The following is a 25,361-nucleotide window of genomic DNA, read 5'->3' on the forward strand; positions in this document are numbered from 1 at the left end:
GGTGGTATCATGATTCCCGTACAATTAGTGACCGGATTTTTAGGAGCAGGCAAGACGACGTATATGAACCGTTTACTCGCGGCGACGGATGAAAAGATTTGTCTGATCGTCAACGAGCTCGGCGCAATTAATATTGATGAACAATTGATCGTCAAGATGGACCAAGAGCAGATTGAACTTTCAAACGGATGTATTTGCTGTTCTATCCAAAATGATTTGAGTAAGACGTTCTATCAACTCGCGGCAAAGCAAGAAACATTCGACCGAGTCATCATCGAGACGACCGGTGTCGCCGATCCCGCACCAATCATTCAGACGATTTACTATGACGAGTACTTACGTCAACATTTTAAAATGAACGCCATCTTGACGGTTGTGGATGCCAGTCAAATGGACCGTGAACTGTTCAAAGAAGGGATTCATCAAATCGCTTATGCCGATCTCATCTTGTTAAATAAAACCGATTTAGTGTCGTCGGATGAACTCAATCAAGCACGCTGCCGAATCGAACAACTCAATCCGACGGTAAGGATTGTAGAGACGATTCAAACAGAAGGCGATTACGAATTACTTGAGAATACGTTCCAACTGTCACGTGTCGATGAACAGAAGTTGAGTCAACTGACAGAGACGAGCGAATCGGTCTCCTCCCTTCGTGCCATCACGTTGAGTGCCGAGCGTCCGTTGTCTCGGGAGCGCGTGACCCGTTACGTTCGTGAAGTGTTGATGCACTACGAGGATGAGATGTATCGGATGAAGGCGATTGTCCGCTTACAGGACGAGGAGCGCAAGTTTGTCATTCAAGCGACGAATCAATTGATGGGTGCAACATTTGCAAATGAGATGCATGAAGGGGATCGTTCCGTATTTGTTTGGATTGGGAAGGAACTAGACCAAGATGCACTGGCACGGGGATTAAAAGCATGTGAGGTGGAGCAAGATGAAGCTTATTCTAGTTGACGGATTTAATTTATTGTCACGTTATTATTTTGCAACGGAGCGAAGACGAGCACAAGATCCGGAAGTGACGGTAAAAGGATTGCTTCGGAAGGTGGATTCCTGGACGACAGACTTTTCCCATATCGCTTTCTTTTGGGACGGGACACGAGAGTCCACACACCGCTACGCGCTGTATCCTGAATATAAAGCAACGCGTAACGGACTTCCGGAGCCGCTCTTTGAAGACTATTTGAAATTAAGGTCTGCTTTGGATGAACGAGGCATCTTACAATCCGAGTTGACGGGATATGAGGCCGATGATTTGATGGGCGCCGTCGCGACAGCGTTCCCGGGCGAATCGTACCTCTATTCTTCAGACCGCGATTTACTTCAGTTGTTGTCTCCGAACGTGTTTCAAATCATGCCGAAAAAAGGTGAGGAGCAGCTCGTCAATGAAGCTTCTTTTGAAATGATGTACGGGGTGAAACCACATCAGTTTGTCGACGTGAAGGCTTTGCAGGGAGACTCTTCGGATAACATCCCGGGGGTACGTGGCATTGGTCCTAAGACGGCGACGATTTTGATTCAGCATTACGATACGATTGAGACGCTTTATGTGCATGTTCAAAATGAAACACTTGAAGCGCCCCATCAAAAGTATGCCAAAAAACTAGACGGCCATGAAGAAATCGCCCTCTTATCGAAACGACTGTCTCAGATTGATATCCATGCTCCTGTCAATACAGATTGGGAGGCGTACCGGTTTGGTTCACATCTATTTTGACGCGGCCACCAATCAGACGACTGGAGATAATGGAATCGGTGTGTGGATCAAGTCGTCCGACGGTACGGTATCGACGTTTAAACGTCGCATGCAAGGATTGACAAGCGTTCATGCGGAATTGGCTGCATGTGCTTATGCACTTGAACAAGCTCATGCATTAAAAGGTGAAACCTCATTCATGCTGTATTCTGATGCCGAAGTGATTGTTCGCGCACTAGAACAACGTTTCATGAAAGATGCTTCTGCGAAGCCTCTTTTTCTGAAAGCGCTGATTGCCTATGATGAATTGCCGACCGTGTTCTTGAAATGGGTCCCACGAGCGGAGAATCGGGCAGACGTGATTGCACGTGACGCATTGAATGGAATGAATTAAGCGACCGAGATCATTCTTGGTCGCTTTTTTGACGGAGTCATTTCTTTTTAGATGGTTTTTCGCTAAAATGAAAGCGTAGTCAACTATAGAGGGGGAATTATACATGGATTATCGGATCGAACGGGACACAATGGGGGAAATTAAAGTTCCAGCTACGGCGAAATGGGGAGCACAAACGCAACGTAGTCTCGAAAACTTTAAAATTGGAGCGGAGAAGATGCCGCTTGAAATCGTATACGCATTTGCCATTTTGAAAAAAGGTGCAGCTTTAGCAAACGCTGAACTCGGTGTACTCGAGGAAGAAAAAGCAGCAATCATCGCAGAGGTGGCCGATGAGATTTTAGCAGGGCAGCATGACGCGGAATTCCCACTTGTCGTCTGGCAGACAGGGTCGGGCACGCAGTCAAACATGAACGTCAACGAAGTCATTGCGCATCTTGCGAACGAAAAGTTACAGGCTCGTGGAGCATCAATCACGATTCATCCGAATGATGACGTCAACAAATCGCAAAGCTCGAACGATACGTATCCTACCGCGATGCACATCGCCGCCATCCTTTCCGTACAAGATGATGTCCTTCCAGCAATCGACTCGCTTTATCAAACCCTTTCACAAAAAGCGGAGGCGTTTATGGATATCGTCAAAATTGGTCGGACGCACCTTCAAGACGCGACGCCGGTCACACTCGGTCAAGAAATCAGTGGGTGGGTCCGGATGCTTGAATTGTCAAAACAGATGATCGAGCGCACGATTGAACCACTCACGGAGCTTGCACTTGGAGGAACGGCCGTCGGAACTGGGATCAATGCACACCCTGAGTTCGGTGAAGTTGTAGCTAAGAAAATTTCAGAAGAGACGGGTAAACCGTTTGTGACAGCCGTCAACAAGTTCCACGCTCTCACGAGTCACGATCAACTCGTTTTCACACATGGTGCATTAAAAGCCTTAGCGATGGACGCGATGAAGATTGCGAACGACGTGCGTTGGTTGGCTTCTGGACCACGTGCAGGAATCGGAGAAATCACCATTCCGGAGAATGAACCAGGAAGTTCAATCATGCCAGGTAAAGTCAACCCGACTCAAAGTGAGGCGCTCACGATGGTTGCCGCACAAGTACTCGGAAATGATGCGACAATCGGTTTCGGGGCGAGTCAAGGGAACTTTGAATTGAACGTCTTCAAACCAGTCATTATGTATAATTTCCTACAGACTTGTCGTCTATTGACGGACAGCTTACATTCTTTCAATGATCACTGCGCTGTCGGAATCGAGCCGAATCATGAAGTGATCTCACATAATGTGGAGCAGTCACTCATGCTCGTTACAGCACTCAACCCGCATATCGGATACGAAAATGCAGCAAAAATTGCGAAATTGGCACATAAAAATGGTACTTCTTTAAAAGAAGCAGCCTTGGAAACCGGTTTATTGACTGAAGAACAATTTGATCAATGGATTCGTCCGGAAGAGATGACGTCACCGAACTTAAAAGTGAAAAAATAACACAAGGCGGTCGCAAGACCGCTTTTAGTATGTCTTTTTTAGGGCATAAGTCCTAGTAATATGTAAAACAATAGAAAATAAATAAGGAAATAGTTGTATTTCATCCTGAGAAGTCGCATAATCGAAACATAAGAGAATTCGGGGAGTACGAACATAGGGGGGACGGGAATGGAGCAAGGTCAACTCACTGAGCGTATACATATGATTTTGAAAAAGATATCGGAGTCGAGACAAATTCCAAAAAGCGATATCGAGTTTCTACTCGATTGGATGAAGAAGGAAGTTCGGCAACGACGATTGATGCATTTGTTAGAAATCTTTAGTCGTGTCGAGTCTGACGCGAAGGAGTTGCCAAGCGTCCTCACACATGCGGAAGCTTTGACCTTGATCTCTCCTGTGAAACGCTATATCCATACCGTCTTAGGGATTGAACAGGAGGATGAGGATCTCGTCCTCATCTTATCCGCAAGCTTTTCTACATTTAGTCGTTACAAGTCGCGCGTCGAGAAGCTCGGAGCACGTCCGGTATTTTTGCAGACACTAGAAGAGGCCGTCGAATACGATTATGAGGATGTGCCGAAAGCCATCATCATGGACGTTGAACTATGGCCACAATTTAAAGAGCGAGATATCCAATCTTTCGTTAGCAAGATGAGAAAGCTCTATGTTCCACTTATTGTCATCGGAACGAATGAACATTATCGTCTTGCGGCCTATTCATACGGATTCGACGATTATTGGGAATCGTGGGTGCCGATGGAGGAACGATTGGTGCGTCTCGGACTACATATCGAAAAATCACGTCTCGTATCAAAAGCGTTACTCGTGGATGAATTAACGGGTGCTTTCAACCGTAAGTATTTAAAGGCGACCTTTTCTCGGTTCATCTCGAGATTGGAGCGGTCTGGTGAGAGTTTTGCTGTCGCACTGCTCGATATCGATCACTTCAAACAATTGAATGATACGTTCGGTCACTCGTATGGGGACGACGTTCTTCATCGCGTTTCTGAAGAAATCCGTCATGCCATTCGCTCTAGTGATGAGCTCATCCGTTACGGAGGCGAAGAATTTTTAATCCTCTTGAACGTCTCAGACCGTGCGATCGTCGAATCGGTACTCGAGCGAGTCCGAACACGTATCGAAGAGATGGAGTTTCCATACGACCATCAGGTGACGGTGTCAATTGGATACACCCGAGTCTGCCAAACTGGCTATACACTCGGAGAGTGGTGTGCCTACGCAGATGAGGCACTATATAAAGCGAAACGAGATGGTCGAAATCGTGTCGTCCGATACACTTCTGCTGTTCGTGAGGAGAAGCGAATCGCCTATGTGACGATGTCTGCCAATACTTATACATCGCTCGCTGATCGACTCCCGAAAGAGCACCGTCGATATGAAGTCGTATACCGTCCTTACGAGGCGTATTCTTGTAATGACAATATCGAGATGTTCGTCTTGGATGATGCGCGTGCGCAAGAAGCGAGAGGGACGTTGTCTGCTGTGAAAGAGCAACGAGGCAAATATAGTCACATTCTTGCTGTATCGAAACGAACGGCGTCTGAACTCGGAGCAATCTATGACGATTATGCGGATGGAGAACAGGACGAAGTCATCACGAGAAAAATTGAACAGTGGCTGGAAAAATTGCCAGACTAAAAAAACAGACATCATGATGCGATGTCTGTTTTGTCGTATTGTTTGAATGAAAAGGCATATGCATGTGTTTCGTCTTGCGGGTGGTCGATTGTACTCGTAATTGACCATTCCCCAATCCGTTCGGGATAATACGTATCGGCCTCGAACGATGCAGCGACTTCCGTTGCATAGATCCGGCTCGTCATTAGCATCGTCTGCTCATATAACGTGGCGCCACCGATGACAAACCATTCTTCATCTTGACTCATTTCGACGAGACGGTCTAAATCATGCCAGACTTCGACTTGATCTGCTGAAAAGGAAACATCTGATGTGACGACGATATTGCGTCGGTTCGGTAACGCTTTACCGATGGACTCAAACGTCTTTCTTCCCATCACGACCGTTCCGCCAGACGTGATGGTCTTGAAATGTTTCAAGTCATCTGGCAAACGCCATAATAAGTCATTATCTTTTCCGATTTCACGACCTAATCCATATGCGACGACGTGTGAAATCATACGCTCACTTCTCCTTTGATGTGCGGATGCGGATCATATCCTAGAATTTCGAAGTCTTCAAAACGGAATGATTCGATTGAAAGGACGTCTCGGACAATGTTGAGTTTTGGTAGCGGACGTGGGTCACGCGACAACTGAAGTTCCACTTGTTCGAGATGGTTGTGGTAGATGTGTGCATCACCAAGGGTATGGACAAAGTCGCCGACTTCGAGTCCGGTCACGTGTGCGACCATATGCGTGAGTAGTGCGTATGAGGCGATATTGAACGGTACCCCTAAAAACGTATCAGCGCTCCGTTGATACAATTGACACGAAAGCTTTCCGTCAGCGACATAGAATTGGAACAATAGGTGACACGGCGGCAGGGCCATCTCCTCTAGCTGTCCTGGGTTCCATGCCGAGACGATCAACCTTCTTGAATCTGGGTTCGTCTTGATTTGGTCAATCACTTGAGCCAACTGATCGACAGAAGAACCGTCCGGGCGTGGGAAAGAACGCCACTGTGAACCGTATACTGGACCAAGATTGCCTTCTTCGTCTGCCCATTCGTTCCAAATGCGGACCCCGTTATCTTGAAGGTATCGGACGTTCGTCTCTCCTGAGATGAACCATAATAGTTCGTGAATGATGGAACGAATATGTAATTTCTTCGTCGTGATAAGGGGGAACCCTTCTTGCAGATTGAAACGCATTTGGTAACCAAATACACTCGTTGTCCCGGTCCCGGTCCGGTCTTCTTTTACGACACCATGGTCGAGGATGTGTCGACATAAGTCATGATATTGTTTCATACGTGATGTTCCTCCTTCTCAATCTCCTACCACTAAAGGTATCAATTGTGGGAAGGAAACACAAGATATAGTGTCGTGAATCAGGATGAATCCATATACTGAAAAAACAATCATGATTCTTCGTTTTCGTGACAAGCGGTTTCGGGTATAATGGGGAATGAACAAAAGGAGGGGTTTGATGAAATTACAAGGGAAGAAAGTCCTTCAACTTGTCAGTAATGACTTCGAGGATTTAGAGCTTTGGTACCCGGTACATCGCCTTCGTGAAGAAGGGGCGCACGTGATCCTCGCAGGGGAGAAGGCCGACCACGCATATATCGGTAAATATGGTGTGCCAGCAAAATCTGACGTGGCGTTTGATGATGTGGACATCACATCGTTCGATGCGATTCTCGTGCCAGGCGGATGGTCACCTGACTTATTGCGCCGTTTCGATTCGGTGAAAGGATTCGTCCGTTATATGGATGAACAAAAACGACCAATCGGTCAAATCTGTCACGCCGGTTGGGTGTTGATTTCTGCGAACATTCTAGACGGGGTGAACGTGACGAGCACGCCGGGAATCAAAGATGACATGGAAAATGCGGGAGCGATTTGGCATGATGAGCCGGTCGTCGTCGATGGACATATCGTCTCAAGTCGTCGTCCGCCAGACTTGCCAGATTATATGCGTGCGTTCATCGACGTGTTCGCAAAACAGTAACTGAACCATAAAGGAGCTATTCAACGTTGAACTTAAAATCGAATCCATTACTTCGTAAATCAATGCAGTCCACAGCTTACAGTGCCGAACCGATGACGAAAGCAGGTACATGGTCTAAGGTGTTCACCTTGCTTTTACTCGTGACAGCGGCAGCCGGTACGACATGGCTTGTCGTCCCGACAATCGGAGAAGGGCTCTTGTTCCCGCTCATGATCGGGTCACTCATCCTCGGCTTTATCTTTGCTTTGCTCATCACGTTTAAACCAAATACGGCTCCGGTCGTCGCACCCCTTTACGGGATTATCGAAGGTGTCTTCGTCGGCTCGATTTCGTATTTCTTTGAAGCGATGGTCCCTGGTATTGTGGGACGTGCCGTATTAACGACGTTTGTCGTCGCCTTTGCGATGTGGTTTGTCTATACGACAGGGCTTGTCAAAGTGACACAGAAGTTTAAAGCCGGTGTCATGGCAGCCATGTTCACAGTCATGTTGTTATATCTCGTGCAACTCGTGATGAGTTTGTTCGGTTCAGGCTTGGCATTCATGACCGGTTCAAGCCCACTTGCGATCGGTGTTCAATTCGTGATTGTCATCGTCGCTTCACTCGCTCTCGTCTTGGATTTTGACTTTATCGCAAGTCAAGTCGAAGCTCGGGCTCCGAAACAGTTGGAATGGGTCGCGGCATTCGGATTAATCGTCACGCTCGTGTGGCTCTACATCGAGTTGTTAGATTTACTTTATCGTCTAGCGATGAGAGAATAAGAATCAATCATCGATCCGTTGGGTCGATGATTTTTTTACGAAAGGATGTGTCCATCTGTCTGCGCAAGACAGATTTATGATGAAGAAAATAGTGATTATCGGGTCAGGGATCGTCGGTGTTTCGACTGCCTATCATTTAGCTGGTAAAGCGGATGTAACGGTCATTGACCGGAAAGAAGAAGGAAGAGCAACGGATGCCGCGGCAGGAATCGTATGTCCGTGGATTGCGCAGCGACGCAACAAAGCTTGGTATGCACTGGCGAAAGGCGGAGCAAGCTATTATCCTAAGGTCGTCAAAGAGCTGGAGGCTGAAGGGGAGACGGATACCGGATACAAACGTGTCGGGACGCTTGCGCTCCATGAAGAAACAAAGCTCGACCAGATGATGGAGCGAACGTTGCTTCGTCGAGAAGAAGCGCCAGAAATCGGTGAACTCGAACGACTGACTGCTGAAGAGGCACAACATCGTTTCCCACCGTTATCCGATGAATACGATGCACTCTTCGTGACAGGAGGGGCTAGAGTCGACGGCGGACGCTTTCGCGCTGCACTTGAGAGAGTCGCCATCAAGCGTGGCGTCACATTTGTCAACGGTTCAGCACGGTTGACGAGCGGAGATGAGATTGGTGTGGAGTGTGACGGAGTGAGATATGAAGCGGATGAAATCATCCTTGCGACGGGTGCTTGGTTACCGGAACTGTTACAGCCTCTTGGATATACGGTACGAGTCGAAGGGGAAAAGGCCCAGCTCGTCCACGTCCAGTTGAAGGATACAGATGCATCTGACTGGCCGGTCGTCATGCCGCCACGACGCCGCTATTTACTCGGATTTGACGACGGGAAAGTGGTCATCGGTTCGACACATGAGAAAGGAAAAGCGTTCGACGTTCGTCCGACTGCAATCGGAGTACACGAAGTACTGACGAAAGGTTTGGAGTCGGCACCTGGACTTTCCGAGGCAGAACTCGTGGGGACGAAAGTCGGCTTCCGTCCGGTCACACCGAATTCAATTCCCGTACTCGGAAGGGTGCCTGGGGCAGAAAAACTGTTGGTCGCGAACGGTCTGGGATCATCCGGTTTGACGGTCGGCCCGTTCATCGGAAAAGTGTTGAGTGACCTCGTTCTGACAGGAGACGCGGAAGTGGATCTATCGCTCTATCCAATTGAAGACTTTATCTATCACACATAAAAAAGGTGACTGTCTGCTTGCTTGAGACAGTCACCTTTTAGCGTCTCATGACTCCATTCAAAAAGAAATGAAAGTAGACTTCCATCGTTTCCTTCATATTCTCGATTGAAAACTGAGGATCGGACAGGATAGCCTGTTGCATGAATTGTACATAGCGTAAATAAGAAGAAGTGGATAACGTCGAATCAATTGACCCTTGGGCCTTCCCGTATTCAATCAACCGGGCGAAAGCAGTATATCCTCGAGTCGCAAGCTGTTCCCAGTTCGGGTCTTGTTGAATCATTGCTGTGATGGTCTCGTCAAAGAGAACCGCCGACTGGATTTTTCGTGTTAGGATCTCGACGAGTAACGCATCGAATGGAGCGTTCGATTCAATCGCATGTTCAATCCAACTCATCTGCTCTTCTGTCATCTGCTTTAGGACTTGCACGATAACCTGGTCTTTTGACCCAAAGTAATTATAGATAGATACGGGGGAGACGTGCGCTCGACTCGCTAACTCACTGATTGTGAATCGGGATTGTTTTTCTGCCATCAAGTCATAGGCGGCACGTAAGATCGCTTGTTGTTTTTCTTCGGTGCGTTTCGCAAATCCATCCATTGATTTAAGCGCTCCTCTCTCTAGTTTTGTAATCAATATACCATTTCCATTTCAAAAAAGAACGTGATATACTAGTTTTGTAATCATATCGTTCAGATATTACAAAAAAGGAGGGTTCGAGATGATTCGGATTCAGCGATTGACGAAACGATTTGATGCCACACATGGTATTTTTGACGTTTCACTACATGTATCACCAGGTACAATCTTCGGATTCATCGGACCGAACGGCGCTGGGAAATCCACAACGATTCGACATTTGATGGGTCTTTTGAAGCCGAGTGAAGGCAAGGCGACCATCAACGGATTCGACTGTTGGCAGGAGACGGAGCAAGTGAAACGGAGTGTCGGCTATTTGCCAGGAGAAATCAATTATCCCCAGAACATGACGGGAGAAGAAATCATTCGATTGACGCGCCATTTGCACAAAACGAATTCGGATCGTGAACGGCAACTACGTGAACGGTTTTCATTCGATGAGGCGACGAAAGTACGGAAGATGTCAAAAGGGATGAAGCAAAAACTCGCCATCATCACCTGTTTCATGAAAGATGTGCCCGTCTATATATTGGATGAACCGACGAGCGGATTAGACCCGCTCATGCAAGATCGTCTAATCGATTGGTTAATTGAAGAAAAGCAATCTGGGAAAGCGATTCTCATGAGTTCTCACCATTTCCCTGAGATGGAACGGACGTGCGACCGTGCCGCGTTGATTAAAGATGGACGCATCATCATCGAAGAGGACATGGAACAATTACGACAACATAGCGTGAAACGGTATCGAGTCGAATTTTCAACGGAAGCGGAAGCCGTTCGATTCGCGGCCGATTCTGGTGAACGGGACGGCATGCATGTTGAGGTCACCATCTCGACACCGATAGAGCTGAACCACCTCATCCGAACATTGGCGGAGTTTCAGGTTCAATCACTGACAAGTGGCACAGACGAGCTCGAACATCTATTCATGCAGTATTACGGGGAGGCGACATGACATGTTAATTCGCTCCATGTTGAAACAGAATCGCAGTTGGATTCTAGGATATTCAGTCGGGACTAGCATATATCTCTTTTTCTTAGCCGCAATCTTCCCATCTATTCAAGAAACAGGATTGATTGAGGCAAAATTAGAGTCGTTGCCACCTGAGCTTCTCGATGTCTTCCAAATCGATGCGTCGATGGCGATGGACAACGTCCTCAATCTATTGTCGAGTAACTATTATGGCTTGATTTTCTACGTCCTCGCAGTTTTATTCGCATTGACTTTCGCCTCGAAACTGTTGGCCAAACCGGTCGATTCTGGAGAAATCATGCTGTATATGGCGGCCCCGATTTCTCGAGTCACGTATGTGATGTCAAGCTTTGTTGTGTTGATTGTGGCAGTCGGGCTATTTGTCGGTCTAAATGGGTTGAGTTTAATGGCAGCGGACCTTCTGTTCGATTTACAAATCGACTATGCGGTATTGTGGATGCTTCAATTGAATGGAGCGCTCATGTTGCTCGTCCTAGGCGTAGCCGCTTATGTGATTGCGAGTCTGTTCGATGATAGTAGTAAATCCTATATGGTGACGGGAGGGATATTCACGTTCTTTCTCATGGTGAACATCATCCAAGGAGTGAGCGATCAATTCGATTGGATGTCAAACCTCTCATTCTTCTCTCTCTTTGACGCCGGTGCCATCATGCGTGAGGAATATTGGGGAATCCATTTCATCTGGTTACTCGCTCTCCTGACCATCTTTTCAGCACTCTCGTTCATCCGATTCACCCGAAAAGATTTGACGATTTAGTTTTCCGAAATAAATTCTCGGGTATGATACAATCAGCTCGTTAGAATGAAAAGGGGATGAATGAGATGCTTTACGCAACATTACGAAATAAGGTCGAAATTCCGATGATCGGCTTTGGTGTCTGGAAGGTCGATAATGAAACCGAGGCACCAGCTGCTGTCGTTGAAGCCATCAAAACAGGCTATCGTCACATCGATACGGCTGCAATCTATAAAAATGAAGAGGGCGTTGCGAAGGGAATTCATCTCTCAGGTGTAGATCGCTCTGAATTGTTCATCACGTCGAAGATTTGGAATGATGACATTCGTGAAGGCAAAACGAAAGAGGCATTCGAAGACTCGTTAAAACGACTCCAGACAGATTATTTGGACCTTTGTCTGTTGCATTGGCCGGTAGATGGGTTCGTCGATGCGTGGAAAGATCTCATCGATTTATATGAAGCCGGAAAAATCAAAGCAATCGGTGTATCCAACTTTAAAGAACACCACTTAGAAACATTGAAAGAAGCCGGTCTGATGGCGCCACTCATCAATCAAGTTGAACTTCATCCACAACTCCCGCAACCGGATTTGTTGGATTACTGCCAAGATGAAGGGATTCAAATCGAGGCATGGAGTCCACTCATGCAAGGAAAGTTTTTAGACATCCCTGCTTTTTCTGAGATTGCAGAAAAACATGGGAAGACGCCGGCACAGATAGTTCTCCGTTGGCATCTTGAGTCTGGTCATGTCGCGTTACCGAAATCGGTGACACCACATCGAATCCGTGAGAACTTTGATGTATTCGACTTCTCACTCGATGCGGACGATTTGGCGAAAATCGATCAAGTGGCGACAGGGGAACGTCTCGGACCAGATCCAGACGAAATCGACTTTTAATTGAGAAGGGGTTCGCATATGCGAGCCCCTTTATACGTGTAGAGTCACATGGATGCGGGTATTGAATATTATGTTACAAAAGGAGGTGTTTGATCTTCATTTAGAAGATCGTGATTATGGACTTATCAAAATGGCCGATTGTAAACTGGGTCGCTTTTTTAGCGACCGTCGTCATCAACTACTTCGCGAGCGGCGACAACGCAGCGGTTTCGGACCGCATCGATATCTACTTTAAGCCGGCAGGGTACGCTTTCTCAATTTGGGGTGTCATCTATGTCGCGCTTCTTGTCTGGCTGGTGCTCCAGTTGAAGAAAGGGACGACGGCGAATCGTCAAGCCGAGCGAATGAAGGCTGGATTTTTAGTCTCTTGCGTGTTGAATGGTTTATGGTTATTTGCATTCACGAACGAATGGTTCGTCGTCTCACTTGTCATCATGGTGTTGTTCCTGGCGACGCTGTGCTGGTTGTATTACATCGCTTTTCGAACGTCTACGAGTTGGCTCGATCGGTTCCCGTTCTCCATCTACATCGGCTGGGTATCAGTCGCGACCATCGTCAACACGTTCGTTGTGATGAAGACGGAACAGATCACGTCGCTGTTAGGTCTTGATGAACTTGCCTGGACCTCACTTATGCTGATGGTCGGTGTAGTCCTTGCCCTCCTCTTTATGTGGTGGCATCATGATTTCATCTACCCACTCGTATTCGTATGGGCGTATATCGGAATCTTTGCTAGAATCGAAGAAGGCACACTCTATGTTGTGATTGTCAGCGCCCTTGCATTGCTAGCGATTGGGTATATCGGTTTGATTTTGTGGAAACGTCCGAAATCGTTTTTGCATCATACGCGTAAAACAGTAGAACAATAATCAAGAAAAGGGTATCTTCAGGATATCCTTTTTTTGCGTTCTGAAGAACCTATAAATAAATAATATTTATGGATATTTATTCTTTATTGAACATAACTAAAAACGATAAATCCATTGATAACAGTTATGTATACGCTTTCAATAGCACTCTTTGAGATTCCTGTTATGCAAAAATGCATGCAACTCACTTGATTTTTCAGAATATTTAGAACAAAATGTTAATTACGAAACTGTGAGTGAAAGGGGTCGATGATATGAGTCGAGTTGGTTTGTATGATTCAAAATTTGAGAAAGATGCGTGTGGGATTGGACTTTACGTCAATTTACATGGGCTAAAGAAACATGAAATCGTCCAAAAATCGCTCTCCATGTTATGTAATTTAGAGCACCGAGGAGGACAAGGTGTCATCGATGCTGGTGATGGGGCTGGTATCATGACTGAAATTCCACACGAATTGTTTACGCAAACCATGAACCTTCCGTCACTCGGTCGTTACGCTGTCGGAATGGTTTTTTTTCAGCCGTCTGAGAATCAGCTTCACGAAAAGATCACTTTGATGGAACGGATGGCGGATGAACTTGATTGTTCGACGATTGAATGGCGCGAAGTACCTGTCGACCCGATGCAAATCGGTGAACATGCACGGGTCACACAACCGGTGATCTATCAATGGTTCATCTCATGTCCATTCCTAGATGAGGATGCGAATGAACGCGTCTTCTATGAACTTCGTCGAAAAATCGAAAAGGTCGAATCATTACACCTATATATCGCAAGCCTTTCAACGAGAACGATCGTGTATAAAGGGATGTTGACGCCAAATCAAATCGCAGCATTTTATTTGGACTTGCAATCCCCTCATTACAAGAGTACGTTCGGCATCGTTCATTCTCGTTTCTCGACGAATACGTTCCCTTCTTGGGAACGAGCACATCCGAACCGAATGATAGTCCATAACGGGGAAATCAACACGCTTCGCGGAAATATCGATGCGATGCGAGCGCGGGAAGGGGTCACGTCAACAGACTTATTTGAAGACGTTCAACACTTGTTCCCTGTGCTTCAAGAGGATGGAAGCGACTCGTCCATGCTCGATAACGCTTTTGAATTCTTCACACGAACGGGTCGCTCGATTGCCCACACGGCGATGATGTTGATTCCTGAACCATTTGTCGAAGGACAGATGGAACCGTTCAAGCGCGACTTTTATCAGTATCATTCATCCATCATGGAGCCGTGGGATGGACCGACTGGAGTCGTCTTCACGGATGGAAGGCAGATCGGAGCAATTTTAGATCGTAACGGCTTGCGTCCGATGCGTTATGTCGAAACATTGGACGGGGAATTGATTCTCTCATCTGAAACAGGAGTCATTCCGGTTGACGCAGAGAACGTTAAATCAAAACAGCGTTTAAGACCAGGACAGTTGTTATTGATCGACTTGATTGAAAATCGTTTGATACCAGATCATGAGATCAAAGAGACGATTGCGAAGTCAGAGCCTTATCACAAATGGCTTAGGCAGATGATGATTCTTGAGGATCGAGGGGTCGATGAAGAAGAACTGCTTGAACTCGAGCGTGTGCAACGTGCGTTTGGATATACGAAAGAAGACATTGAACAGTATATGGTTCCGTTAATCAAAGATGAGAAAGATCCAATCGGCTCGATGGGACATGACCAACCAATCGCGGTGCTCTCGACACGACCCCGTTCCTTGTTCCATTATTTCAAACAACACTTCGCACAAGTGACCAACCCACCGATTGACGCGTTGCGGGAGAAAATTGTAACGGCTACATTTACTTGGATTGGTCCGCAAGGAGATCCGGTCCATACCGGACGAGGTCATGCAAAACGTGTGTGGTTAGATCATCCGATGATTGATGGGGCGGCCCTCAAGCAACTTGACGAGAGGCTCAAGGTCGAACGAGTCGATACGACGTTCATGGATGATTTAGAGACATCTCTTGAGTCACTTTTGCGACAAGTCAGTGAGATGGTTCGGAATGGAGCAAATGTGATTGTTCTATCTGACCGGCTCATCGATCGCGAACAGATTGCGATGCCGTCTCTCCTCGTACTGAGTGCAGTTCATCAACACTTGATTCGAGAGAACTTGCGATCGAGCTGTAGTCTTGTTTGTGAGAGCGGTGAGATACGAGAAGTGCATCAAGCAGCGACCTTGATTGGGTATGGGGCAGATGCGGTGTACCCTTACGTGGCCTATGCGACCATTCGAGATTTAGTCGAACGTGAACAAATCGCGCATTCATTTGAAGAGGCTATTCGCTCGTATCAAAAAGCAGTCGTCGAAGGCATCGTCAAAATCATGTCGAAAATGGGTATCTCCACCATTCAAAGTTATCGCGGGGCTCAAATTTTTGAAGCCGTGGGACTAGACCGTGATTTGATTGAAACGCATTTCAGGGGAACCACGTCCCAACTGTCTGGGATCGGATTTAAAGAGCTAGAAGACGAGGCGAAAACACTCCATACGTCCGCCTATGCGACGAATCGGCCGCTCGAAGCGGGAAGTGATTTCCAATGGCGTGCAGATGGGGAAGAACATGCATTTAATCCGAAGACGATTCATTTGTTGCAACGTGCCTGTCGTGAGAAGGAACGAAAATATTATGACGCTTATGTGAAGCTACATGAATCATCAGGACAGTTCATTCGACAGTTGTTTGCATTTAAAACGCAACGTCCTGTGCCACTCGAAGAAGTGGAACCAATCACGTCGATCGTTCGCCGTTTTAAGACGGGAGCAATGTCATTCGGGTCCTTGTCGAAAGAGGCGCATGAAACCCTCGCTATCGCCATGAATCAGATTGGTGCGAAAAGTAACTCGGGCGAAGGTGGGGAAGACCGAGCACGCTTCGTCCCGGATGAGTTTGGGAACGAACGCATCAGCCGCATCAAGCAAGTCGCGAGCGGGCGATTCGGGGTGACGGCAGAATATCTGTACCATGCCGATGAGATTCAAATCAAGATGGCGCAAGGGGCAAAACCGGGTGAGGGTGGTCAACTTCCCGGAAATAAGGTGTACCCATGGGTCGCCGAAGTGCGCGGATCCGTTCCAGGTGTTGGGCTCATTTCACCGCCTCCACATCACGACATTTATTCGATTGAGGACTTGGCCCAACTCATCTTTGACTTAAAGCATGTGAACCCGAAGGCGAAAATCAGTGTCAAACTTGTCTCGAAGTCAGGCGTCGGGACAATCGCAGCGGGTGTGGCGAAAGCGAACGCGGATACGATTGTCATCAGTGGATATGATGGTGGGACCGGTGCTTCTCCAAAAACATCAATCAAGCACACAGGTCTTCCTTGGGAACTTGGTCTCTTAGAGACGCATCAAACGCTCACGTTGAACGGGTTGCGGGGGAGAGTAACACTTGAGACAGACGGAAAGCTCATGACGGGACGAGATATCGTCCTAGCTGCCATCTTCGGGGCGGAAGAGTTTGCGTTTGCGACAGCACCGCTCGTCGTCCTTGGATGTATTATGATGCGCGCATGTCATTTAGATACATGTCCGGTCGGTGTGGCGACACAAGACCCTGTGCTTCGTCAGAAATTTATGGGGAAACCAGAACATGTCGTCAACTTGATGACGTTCTTGGCCGAAGAAGTACGGGAAATTTTAGCGTCACTCGGTATGACCTCACTTGATGAAGTGATTGGTCGAACGGATCTTCTTGAAGAGAGTGAATGGAAGACGAGTCATCCGAAAGCAAAACGGTTAGATTTAGCACCGATGCTCTCGATGCCGACACCACTTCCTGAACGTGAAGAACTCGCTCACCCGGCATATCGTTCCTATGATCACCGGAAATTGATTCCGGCAGTCTCTCGGTCAATCAACTCGTTGCAGCCGACATTCTTCGTTGGTCGCATCCGAAACACCGATCGCGCCGTCGGAACACAGTTGGGGTTTGAAGTGACGAAAGTTCACGGTCAGGTCGGTTTAGCGGATGATACCATTTCGCTTCGCCTCAGTGGATCAGCCGGACAAAGCCTAGGAGCATTTTTACCACGAGGGATCACCATTTCCGTCATCGGTGATGCCAATGACTATATTGGGAAAGGCTTGAGCGGTGGAAAATTAGCATTGATCGCTGAAAAACATGCGCCGTTTGATGAAAGTAAACAAATGATTGCCGGTAATGTCTGCTTGTACGGAGCGACGAGCGGACAGGCCTTCTTTAACGGTCATGTCGGCGAGCGTTTTGCCGTTCGAAATTCTGGGGCGACGGCAGTCGTCGAAGGAGTCGGCGATCATGGATGTGAGTATATGACCGGGGGAACGGTTCTCGTCCTCGGTGACGTCGGACGGAACTTCGCAGCCGGTATGTCAGGTGGCATCGCATATATTTATGGGGATCAAGCGTACGATCGACTCGTCAACGAGGAGCTCGTCTCCGTTATAAAAGAATTGAACGATGAAGACGTGGAACAAATTTATGCACTTCTTGAGGCGCATCAGTTTCATACAGACAGTGTCAAGGCACGGACCATTTTAGAGTCGTTCGAACAAGCTCGCTCTCGCTTTGTAAAGGTCGTTCCACGAGATTATGCGAATGTATTGGACGTCATGCGTCGAATCGAGGCGAATCGACCGGAGTTGAGTGAAGCGGACCGAGCGCTTGAATTGTTCCGGGTTGTGACTGAGGGGGGTAACGCATGAACCATAACTTTTTAAACATTCCACGTTCCACATTACCGGAACGTCAGGTGGATGAACGAGTGAAGGATTATGAGGAATATGCGACGCGAATGGATGACGAATCGGTCAAACAGCAAGCAGCACGTTGTATGGACTGTGGCACTCCATTCTGTCATGTCGGGGATATGATTGGACAGGAGACGATTGGGTGTCCGATTCACAACTATATCCCGGAGTGGAACAAGCTTGTGACAAAATCGGACTGGATGGGAGCGTATCACCGATTGATGGAGACGAATAACTTCCCGGAGTTCACGGGGAGAGTTTGTCCCGCACCATGTGAGGGGTCTTGTACACTCGGAATCAGTGAAGATCCGGTTGCCATCAAATCGATTGAACGAACCATCATCGATCGGGCATTTGAAGAAGGATGGGTGAAACCAAGACCTGTCCATCGAAGAACCGGGATGACCATCGCCATCATCGGAAGTGGGCCGGCTGGATTGGCGGCTGCTGACCAACTGAACCAACTCGGACATTCCGTCACCATCATCGAGAAGGCGGATGAACCGGGAGGGCTACTCATGTACGGAATCCCGAACATGAAACTGGATAAGGACGTCGTGAGGCGCCGTATTCGGTTGCTCGAACAAGAGGGGATTGTCATCCAGACGAACATAGAGGTCGGTACGGATGTGACAGTCGAGGCGCTTCGGAACCAATACGATGCGGTGATCTTCGCGACAGGAGCTCAGAAACAGCGCACGCTCGGGATTGATGGCGATGATGCACGTGGTGTTGAAATGGCGATGGACTATTTGACGGCATCCATGTACGAACGGAAAGGATTGACTCGATCACCAGGACATGATGCCAAAGGCAAAGACGTCATCGTCATCGGGGGTGGAGATACAGGGGCCGACTGTGTGGCGACCGCGATTCGTCAAGGAGCGAAATCTGTCATCCAGTTTGGGAAGCACCCTTCGAAAGGATTGTTTAGGGCTCCTGAGCGACCATGGCCACTTCAACCGGATACGGATACGACCGATTATGCGTATGCGGAATCGCTTGCGGTCTATGAGAAAGACCCGAGAACGTATTTGATTCGCTCCAACCAAATCGTCACGATAGAAGGACGTGTCACAGGGATTGAAACGGAACGGATGACGAAAGTGGTCAATCCCGATGGTCAAGCGACGTTCTTCGTGGAAGAGGATTCGATGGAGACATATCCGGCGGACCTCGTCCTCGTCGCCATCGGATTTGAGCGACCGGAGCATGAGTTGCGGAAAATCGGCGTCGAGAAGACGAAAGATTTCCAGACGGCAACGGAAAACGTTTTTGTCGCTGGGGATGCCAAGCGAGGGCAAAGCTTGATCGTATGGGCGATTCGGGAAGGTCGAGAAGTGGCAGAGGTCGTCGATGCGTATCTCGATACTTGCAAGACCGAATTAAAAACCTCATCATAAAAAGGAGCGACAGCCGTCGCTCCTTATCTTTTGTTTAGGAGGAGTTTTATGTTCACCGAAATCCTCATGTATACGGGAATCTGGTTTATTCTCATCCTCATTTTATTAGCAACCATTTATTCACGACGGAAAAAATGATCAAAGCACCATCGCGGCAATCACACCGAAGATGATGAGTGGAATATTGTAGTGTAAGAACGTTGGCCAAACCGTTTCACGTAGGTGATCGTGTTGACCGTCAGCGTTCAATCCACTCGTAGGTCCGAGTGTCGAGTCACTCGCTGGGCTACCTGCGTCCCCAAGCGCTCCTGCAGTCCCGATGATGGCGATGGTCGCCTCGACTGAGAACCCGTATTGTACACAGAGCGGGACGAAAATCGCAGCAATGATTGGAACGGTCGAGAAACTTGAACCGATTCCGAGCGTGATGACAAGGCCGACGAGCAACATGACGAGAGCGGCAATGAGTTTAGAGTCACCCATTAAATCGCTCGCTCCGTTGACGAGCGGTTCGATCGCACCTGTCTCGCGGATGACGGCAGCGAATCCACTTGCGGCGATCATGACGAACCCGATGAATGCCATCATGCGCATGCCGCTTGTGAAGATATCATCTGCCTCAGACCATGGAATCAGGCGGAAGATTGAGAGTAAGATCAGACCAGTCACCGCAGAGGCGATCATCGACTCGGTCTGCAACTGAACAATCAACACGATGAGAACGACTGCGAGTGTCATGATCATCTTCAAACCACTCATTTGACGTACTTCATAATCAGTTGGTCCGAGTGCGATTGTTTCATACGTTCTCGGTTTACGGTAGTGAATGAACGCAGCTATCAATCCGAAGACCATCCCCAATGCCGGGATTCCCATGATTGAGATGATGTTGACGTCTCCGACAGTCAATCCGTTCGCTTCAACATTCGCGATGAGAATCTCATTCAAGTAGATCCCACCAAACCCGACAGGTAACAACATATATGGTGTCACAAGACCGAACGTCAAAATGGTCGCTACGAGACGACGGTCTACATTCAACTCATTGAACAGCACGAGTAACGGCGGAATCACAATCGGGATAAAGGCGATGTGAATCGGAAGCACGTTTTGAGAGCTGATAGATAACAATAAGATGAGTGACAACAGGAATGCTTTAACGTACATCACACGCTTGCCTGACACGTCACGACCTGACATCGCAATCAATTTTTCCGCTAAGACATCCGGAAGCCCCGTCTTCGATAACCCGACAGCGAATGCGCCGAGGAGCGCGTAGCTGAGTGCGATGCTCGCTCCACCACCAAGGCCGTCACTGAAGGCGGTCAACGTATCGTTGAACCCAAGCCCTCCGCCAAGCCCTCCGACAAGCGCCGCTAAGATTAATGATAATACAATGTGCACTCGGCTGATGGCGAGCGCAAATAAGACGATGACTGCAAGTAATACTGCGTTCATATCGATCCAACACCTTTCGCATTTTCTTTCTCTTGGTATCACTTTAATATGATAAAGACTTTTTGAAATTTAACATATGATGTGACCCTTGTCAAATCGAATATGAAAAAAGCGATAACTCGTGAAAGTTATCGCTACATGTTACATCTCGACGTTATGATACACTTGGCGCACATCTTCTAAGTCTTCGAGAACATCGATTAGTTTTTCAAATTGTTCTTGCGATGCGTCATCGAGTGACACTTCGTTCTGCGGGAGCATCGTCAATTCCGCAACGGCAAACTCTTCTACTCCGGCAGCCTTGAATGCAGTTTGAACGGAATGGAACGCTTCTGGCTCGGCATAGACGATGATCGTCTCGTCTTCCTCAATGACATCACGCACATCGAGGTCATGCTCCATCATGAGTTCGAGGACGTCATCTGCCGACATTTCATTGACACCGATGACGGCAGTTGCATCGAACATATATGCGACCGAACCACTGACTCCCATGTTGCCTCCGTTTTTACCGAACGCGGCACGAACTTCTGAAGCCGTACGGTTGACGTTATTCGTCAATGTATCGACGATGACCATCGAACCATTCGGACCAAACCCTTCATATCGAAGCTCATCAAAGTTTTCCTCATCGCCACCTTTGGCTTTGTCGATGGCACGATCGATGATCGCACGAGGGACGTTATACGTCTTCGCACGCTCAACCACGAATTTTAATGATTGGTTCAACTCAGGATCAGGTTCCCCTTGACGGGCGGCCACATAAATCTCGCGACCGAACTTCGCATAGACGCGACTCGTGTTCGCGTCTTTTGACGCCTTCTTCTCTTTAATGTTGTTCCATTTACGACCCATTACATGTCATCTCTCTTTCCATTTGTACGTAGATTCATTACAGATTATATAAGAAGTTGTGAGAATTGACGAGAAAAGTTTTACTCGTCACCTTTGTCCATCTTCTCGACGATCTCTGTAAGTGTCTTCAGACTCTCAATGAGTCGGTCGGTTTCGTCCTCATTTAAAAAGGCGAGACGTTCCTCGAATAGCCTACGGAATGAGTCTCTGCGCTCAAGTAAAATCCGTTCACCTTTCTCTGTCAGTTGGTTCCAAATCACGCGGCGATCCCGTTCGTCTGGTACCCGCGTGATATACCCCTCGTTCAACAATTTCGTGATGAGCGGGGTAACGTTCGGTGGCGCGATGGAGAGTGTCTCGCTGATTCGTCCATTCGTGACAGCCCCCTCGTCCTCAATCAACATCAATAGATGGAAATGAGAGAAGTTCAGGTTTGGAATTTGAGGAAAATCAGATCGACGTAACAATTTACGACGAATTAAAGGAATCAGTTTGACAAACTGGTCCGCTGCATCTTGTTTCGGCATAATAGATTCACTTCCTAGTTAGGTTCTATTTTCATTATACACGAGTTAGGTGCAGTTGAACCTAAAAACGGGTTGATGTGATGATTGATACATCATAGTAGAGATTGAATCGACACAAAATATGTAAGCGTTTACATTAAAGGTTTGATATATTTTCATGAAAACGCATTCGATTTTACTGAGGACGCATACAAAAATCAAGAGCTATCAACAATAGATAAAAAAATATTGTGAAAGAGTTCACATTGTTGTCACCCACAAAACCTGAAAAACATTGTATTCTATGAATGTGAAGGAAAGCACAATCTCTAAAAAACAGTCATCATAATGTGCTTCCATCAAGTCAATATGTTCATTAAAAGCTCTCACTTATGAGGAGGAACCTAACATGGCAGTCAAAGAGAAAGCAAAAGTGGAAACAACGGCAGAACAAATGGTGGACACGCTCGTAGCCAGTGCGCATAAAGCACTTGATACGTTGATGACGTTCGACCAAGAGAAAATCGACCATATCGTACAGGCGATGGCGCTTGCAGGACTCGAGCAACACGTCGCACTCGCGAAATTAGCACATACAGAAACAGGTCGCGGTGTCTTTGAAGACAAGATGATCAAAAACATCTTTGCGACAGAATATATCTATAACTCACTCCGTGGTGAGAAAACGGTCGGCGTCCTTGAAGATGACGTTCAAAACGGAATCACATACATCGCGGAGCCAGTTGGTGTCGTCGCTGGTGTCACACCGGTCACAAATCCGACATCGACAACGATGTTCAAAGCAATCATCGCCATCAAGACACGTAACCCGATCATCTTCGCGTTCCATCCATCAGCGCAACAATGTTCAAGTGAAGCGGCCCGTGTCCTTCGTGACGCAGCAGTGGCGGCAGGTGCTCCTGAAAACTTGATTCAATGGGTTGAAGTTCCGTCACTCGATGCGACGAAAGCACTCATGAACCACCCTGGCGTGGCGATGGTCCTTGCGACGGGTGGGGCGGCAATGGTCAAATCCGCTTACTCGACTGGTAAACCGGCTCTCGGTGTCGGACCTGGTAACGTACCAGCCTATATCGATAAGACTGCGAAAGTGAAACGCGCCATCTCAGACGTCATCCTTTCAAAAACGTTCGACAACGGTATGATCTGTGCGTCTGAACAAGCGATCATCGTCGACCAAGAAGTATATGAAGAAGTGAAAGCAGAGATGACGGCACTCGGTTGCTACTTCTGCTCACCAGAAGAAAAAGCAAAACTTGAAACGCTCGTCATTCGGACGGATACATGTGCGGTCAACCCTGAAATCGTCGGGAAGCCGGCAGCATGGATCGCTGAACAGGCAGGTCTCAAAGTACCGGCTGATACGAAAATCTTGATTGCAGAACTCGAAACAGTTGGCGCAACAGAACTTCTCTCTCACGAAAAATTAAGCCCGGTTCTCGGTGCGTATAAAGTTCAATCACGTGAAGAAGGATTCGCAATCGCTGAAAAAATGCTTGAGATTGGTGGTCTCGGTCACACAGCGGTCATCCACTCAACAGATGACGATGCCATCCTTGAATTCGGTCTCCGTATGAAAGCTTGCCGTATCATCGTCAACTCGCCTTCAGCACACGGTGGAATCGGTGACCTTTACAACGAAATGACACCATCCCTCACGCTCGGTTGTGGGTCTTATGGTAAAAACTCCGTCTCAGAAAACGTGACGGCGAAACATCTACTCAACGTGAAAAAGGTGGCGAGACGTCGCGTGAATATGCAATGGTTCAAAGTACCTGAAAAAATCTATTTCGAGAAAAACTCAGTACAATACCTTCAATCGCTCACAACGAAGAAACGGGCGATGATCGTCACAGATGAAATGATGGTCAAACTCGGATTCGCTGACAAAGTCATCAAAAACTTGCCTGCTGGCGTCGAGTACCGCATCTTTGACCAGGTCGAACCTGATCCATCTGTTGAAACAGTCATGAGCGGTGCCGAAGCGATGCGTCACTTCCAACCAGACATGATCATCGCACTTGGTGGTGGTTCACCGATGGATGCTGCGAAAGGCATGTGGCTCTTCTACGAACGTCCAGAAGAGAAATTCTCTAACCTACGCCAGAAATTCATGGATATCCGTAAACGGACGTACAAGTTCCCGACATTAGGTAACAAGTCAATGTTTATCGCCATCCCGACAACGTCTGGTACAGGTTCTGAAGTGACACCGTTCACTGTCATCACTGACAAAAAACGTAACGTGAAGTATCCGATTGCTGACTATGCAATCACACCAGACGTCGCCATCGTCGACCCAGAGTTCGTCATGACCGTCCCAGCTTCAATCACGGCTGATACAGGAATGGACGTCATGACACACGCAATCGAAGCATATGTTTCTGTCATGGCGAATGATTACACAGACGGACTTTGCCTCCGCGCCATTAAGATGATTTTCGATTATCTACCAAAAGCGTATGAAAACGGTAGCGACGCTGAAGCTCGTCAGAAAGTACACAATGCTTCAACGATGGCGGGTATGGCATTTGCGAACGCGTTCCTCGGTATCAACCATTCGATCGCTCACAAAATCGGTGGGGAGTTCCACGTACCACACGGTCGTACGAACGCAATCCTCATGCCACACGTCATCCGTTACAACGCGACACGCCCATCGAAACTTGCGGCGTTCCCGAAATATGAGTCATTCATCGCTGACGAACGTTACGCAGAAATCGCACGTTACCTCGGTCTTCCAGCAAGCACGACAGCTGAAGGTGTCGAGTCACTCGTCCAAGCGATCATCGAGCTCGGTCAACGCTTGAACATCAAACTTTCGTTCAAGGCGCAAGGCATCAAGAAAGCAGAACTCGATGCGAAGATTGACAAGATGGCGGTCGACGCATTCGAAGACCAATGTACAACGGCGAACCCGAAAATGCCGCTTGTTGAAGAATTGAAAGAGATCATGTACGCAGCATACGAAGGCGTATAAGGATCAACATTTACAAGTGGGCCCGTTCAACTCGAACGGGCTTTTCTTGTGATCGGAA

21 protein-coding genes are annotated in these 25,361 nt (G+C 47.6%); 15 read left to right on the plus strand and 6 right to left on the minus strand.

What is annotated here, in order from left to right:
• Window positions 1-9 precede the first annotated feature (9 nt).
• The 5 genes from GVY43_RS03195 (at window position 10) to GVY43_RS03215 (ending at window position 5,259) form a co-directional block, all read left to right on the plus strand.
• Window positions 10-960 (plus strand): GTP-binding protein, encoded by a 951-nt coding sequence (locus GVY43_RS03195; RefSeq protein ID WP_159562225.1) that lies wholly within the window; start codon window positions 10-12, stop codon window positions 958-960.
• The gene (locus tag GVY43_RS03200; RefSeq protein WP_159562226.1) at window positions 941-1,723 is read left to right on the plus strand and encodes a 5'-3' exonuclease; all 783 of its coding nucleotides are present in this window, start codon (window positions 941-943) and stop codon (window positions 1,721-1,723) included. The genes GVY43_RS03195 and GVY43_RS03200 overlap by 20 nt, the downstream gene beginning before the upstream one ends.
• On the plus strand, window positions 1,704-2,096 hold the full coding sequence (locus GVY43_RS03205; RefSeq protein WP_074037105.1) for a reverse transcriptase-like protein: 393 nt from the start codon (window positions 1,704-1,706) through the stop codon (window positions 2,094-2,096). Before GVY43_RS03200 ends, GVY43_RS03205 begins: the two co-directional genes overlap by 20 nt.
• A 103-nt stretch (window positions 2,097-2,199) precedes the next feature.
• Window positions 2,200-3,600, plus strand: coding sequence for a class II fumarate hydratase (fumC, locus tag GVY43_RS03210; protein ID WP_159562227.1), 1,401 nt, complete (start codon window positions 2,200-2,202; stop codon window positions 3,598-3,600).
• 168 nt (window positions 3,601-3,768) lie between these two features.
• Window positions 3,769-5,259 carry a GGDEF domain-containing protein gene (locus GVY43_RS03215; RefSeq protein WP_159562228.1) on the plus strand — a complete coding sequence of 497 codons (1,491 nt, stop codon included), beginning with the start codon at window positions 3,769-3,771 and terminating at the stop codon, window positions 5,257-5,259.
• An 11-nt stretch (window positions 5,260-5,270) separates the two neighbouring features.
• On the opposite strand, the gene GVY43_RS03220 is transcribed toward GVY43_RS03215, so the two are convergent.
• Both GVY43_RS03220 and GVY43_RS03225 read right to left on the minus strand, forming a co-directional pair.
• Complete coding sequence (locus tag GVY43_RS03220; protein WP_074037102.1) at window positions 5,271-5,759, minus strand: dihydrofolate reductase; 489 nt, start codon at window positions 5,757-5,759, stop codon at window positions 5,271-5,273.
• A complete protein-coding gene (locus tag GVY43_RS03225; RefSeq protein ID WP_159562229.1) occupies window positions 5,756-6,550 on the minus strand; it encodes a thymidylate synthase in 795 nt (264 codons plus the stop codon). Before GVY43_RS03225 ends, GVY43_RS03220 begins: the two co-directional genes overlap by 4 nt.
• Before the next feature lie 178 nt (window positions 6,551-6,728).
• Here GVY43_RS03225 and GVY43_RS03230 point away from each other — a divergent pair, with 178 nt between their 5' ends.
• The 3 genes from GVY43_RS03230 to GVY43_RS03240 all read left to right on the plus strand — a co-directional run bounded on the left by GVY43_RS03230 (window position 6,729) and on the right by GVY43_RS03240 (window position 9,203).
• Entirely contained in the window at window positions 6,729-7,253 is a 525-nt protein-coding gene (locus GVY43_RS03230) for a type 1 glutamine amidotransferase domain-containing protein (RefSeq protein WP_074037100.1), read from the plus strand.
• Between the two features lie 26 nt (window positions 7,254-7,279).
• Window positions 7,280-8,014, plus strand: a complete 735-nt coding sequence (locus tag GVY43_RS03235) for a Bax inhibitor-1/YccA family protein (RefSeq protein WP_012726196.1) — start codon at window positions 7,280-7,282, stop codon at window positions 8,012-8,014.
• Window positions 8,015-8,093: 79 nt separating this feature from the next.
• Window positions 8,094-9,203 (plus strand): FAD-binding oxidoreductase, encoded by a 1,110-nt coding sequence (locus GVY43_RS03240; protein WP_201302243.1) that lies wholly within the window; start codon window positions 8,094-8,096, stop codon window positions 9,201-9,203.
• 37 nt (window positions 9,204-9,240) lie between these two features.
• Here the strand turns inward: GVY43_RS03240 and GVY43_RS03245 are convergent, their stop codons facing one another.
• The gene (locus GVY43_RS03245) at window positions 9,241-9,804 is read right to left on the minus strand and encodes a TetR/AcrR family transcriptional regulator (RefSeq protein ID WP_159562231.1); all 564 of its coding nucleotides are present in this window, start codon (window positions 9,802-9,804) and stop codon (window positions 9,241-9,243) included.
• A 121-nt stretch (window positions 9,805-9,925) separates the two neighbouring features.
• On the opposite strand from GVY43_RS03245, the gene GVY43_RS03250 reads away from it, so the two are divergent.
• The 6 genes from GVY43_RS03250 to GVY43_RS03275 all read left to right on the plus strand — a co-directional run bounded on the left by GVY43_RS03250 (window position 9,926) and on the right by GVY43_RS03275 (window position 19,483).
• A complete protein-coding gene (locus GVY43_RS03250) occupies window positions 9,926-10,798 on the plus strand; it encodes an ABC transporter ATP-binding protein (RefSeq protein ID WP_074037097.1) in 873 nt (290 codons plus the stop codon).
• Window position 10,799: 1 nt separating this feature from the next.
• On the plus strand, window positions 10,800-11,594 hold the full coding sequence (locus GVY43_RS03255; protein ID WP_159562232.1) for an ABC transporter permease subunit: 795 nt from the start codon (window positions 10,800-10,802) through the stop codon (window positions 11,592-11,594).
• 65 nt (window positions 11,595-11,659) lie between these two features.
• The gene (locus tag GVY43_RS03260; RefSeq protein ID WP_078146830.1) at window positions 11,660-12,472 is read left to right on the plus strand and encodes an aldo/keto reductase; all 813 of its coding nucleotides are present in this window, start codon (window positions 11,660-11,662) and stop codon (window positions 12,470-12,472) included.
• 116 nt (window positions 12,473-12,588) lie between these two features.
• Entirely contained in the window at window positions 12,589-13,341 is a 753-nt protein-coding gene (locus tag GVY43_RS03265) for a tryptophan-rich sensory protein (RefSeq protein ID WP_159562233.1), read from the plus strand.
• A gap of 254 nt (window positions 13,342-13,595) precedes the next feature.
• The gene (gene gltB / locus GVY43_RS03270; RefSeq protein WP_159562234.1) at window positions 13,596-18,035 is read left to right on the plus strand and encodes a glutamate synthase large subunit; all 4,440 of its coding nucleotides are present in this window, start codon (window positions 13,596-13,598) and stop codon (window positions 18,033-18,035) included.
• Window positions 18,032-19,483: a glutamate synthase subunit beta gene (locus GVY43_RS03275; RefSeq protein WP_159562235.1), complete on the plus strand. Its 1,452-nt coding sequence runs from the start codon at window positions 18,032-18,034 to the stop codon at window positions 19,481-19,483. The genes gltB and GVY43_RS03275 overlap by 4 nt, the downstream gene beginning before the upstream one ends.
• A 138-nt stretch (window positions 19,484-19,621) precedes the next feature.
• Here the strand turns inward: GVY43_RS03275 and GVY43_RS03280 are convergent, their stop codons facing one another.
• From GVY43_RS03280 to GVY43_RS03290, 3 genes are all read right to left on the minus strand, one after another.
• The gene (locus tag GVY43_RS03280) at window positions 19,622-20,941 is read right to left on the minus strand and encodes a Na+/H+ antiporter family protein (protein WP_159562236.1); all 1,320 of its coding nucleotides are present in this window, start codon (window positions 20,939-20,941) and stop codon (window positions 19,622-19,624) included.
• Between the two features lie 141 nt (window positions 20,942-21,082).
• On the minus strand, window positions 21,083-21,796 hold the full coding sequence (locus GVY43_RS03285) for a YebC/PmpR family DNA-binding transcriptional regulator (RefSeq protein WP_159562237.1): 714 nt from the start codon (window positions 21,794-21,796) through the stop codon (window positions 21,083-21,085).
• An 80-nt stretch (window positions 21,797-21,876) separates the two neighbouring features.
• On the minus strand, window positions 21,877-22,323 hold the full coding sequence (locus GVY43_RS03290; protein ID WP_012726207.1) for a MarR family winged helix-turn-helix transcriptional regulator: 447 nt from the start codon (window positions 22,321-22,323) through the stop codon (window positions 21,877-21,879).
• Window positions 22,324-22,711: 388 nt separating this feature from the next.
• On the opposite strand from GVY43_RS03290, the gene adhE reads away from it, so the two are divergent.
• Window positions 22,712-25,303, plus strand: a complete 2,592-nt coding sequence (gene adhE, locus GVY43_RS03295; protein WP_159562238.1) for a bifunctional acetaldehyde-CoA/alcohol dehydrogenase — start codon at window positions 22,712-22,714, stop codon at window positions 25,301-25,303.
• Window positions 25,304-25,361: the final 58 nt, after the last annotated feature.

This window comes from Exiguobacterium sp. 8H (genome assembly GCF_902506255.1).
Classification (GTDB): Bacteria; Bacillota; Bacilli; order Exiguobacteriales; family Exiguobacteriaceae; genus Exiguobacterium; species Exiguobacterium profundum.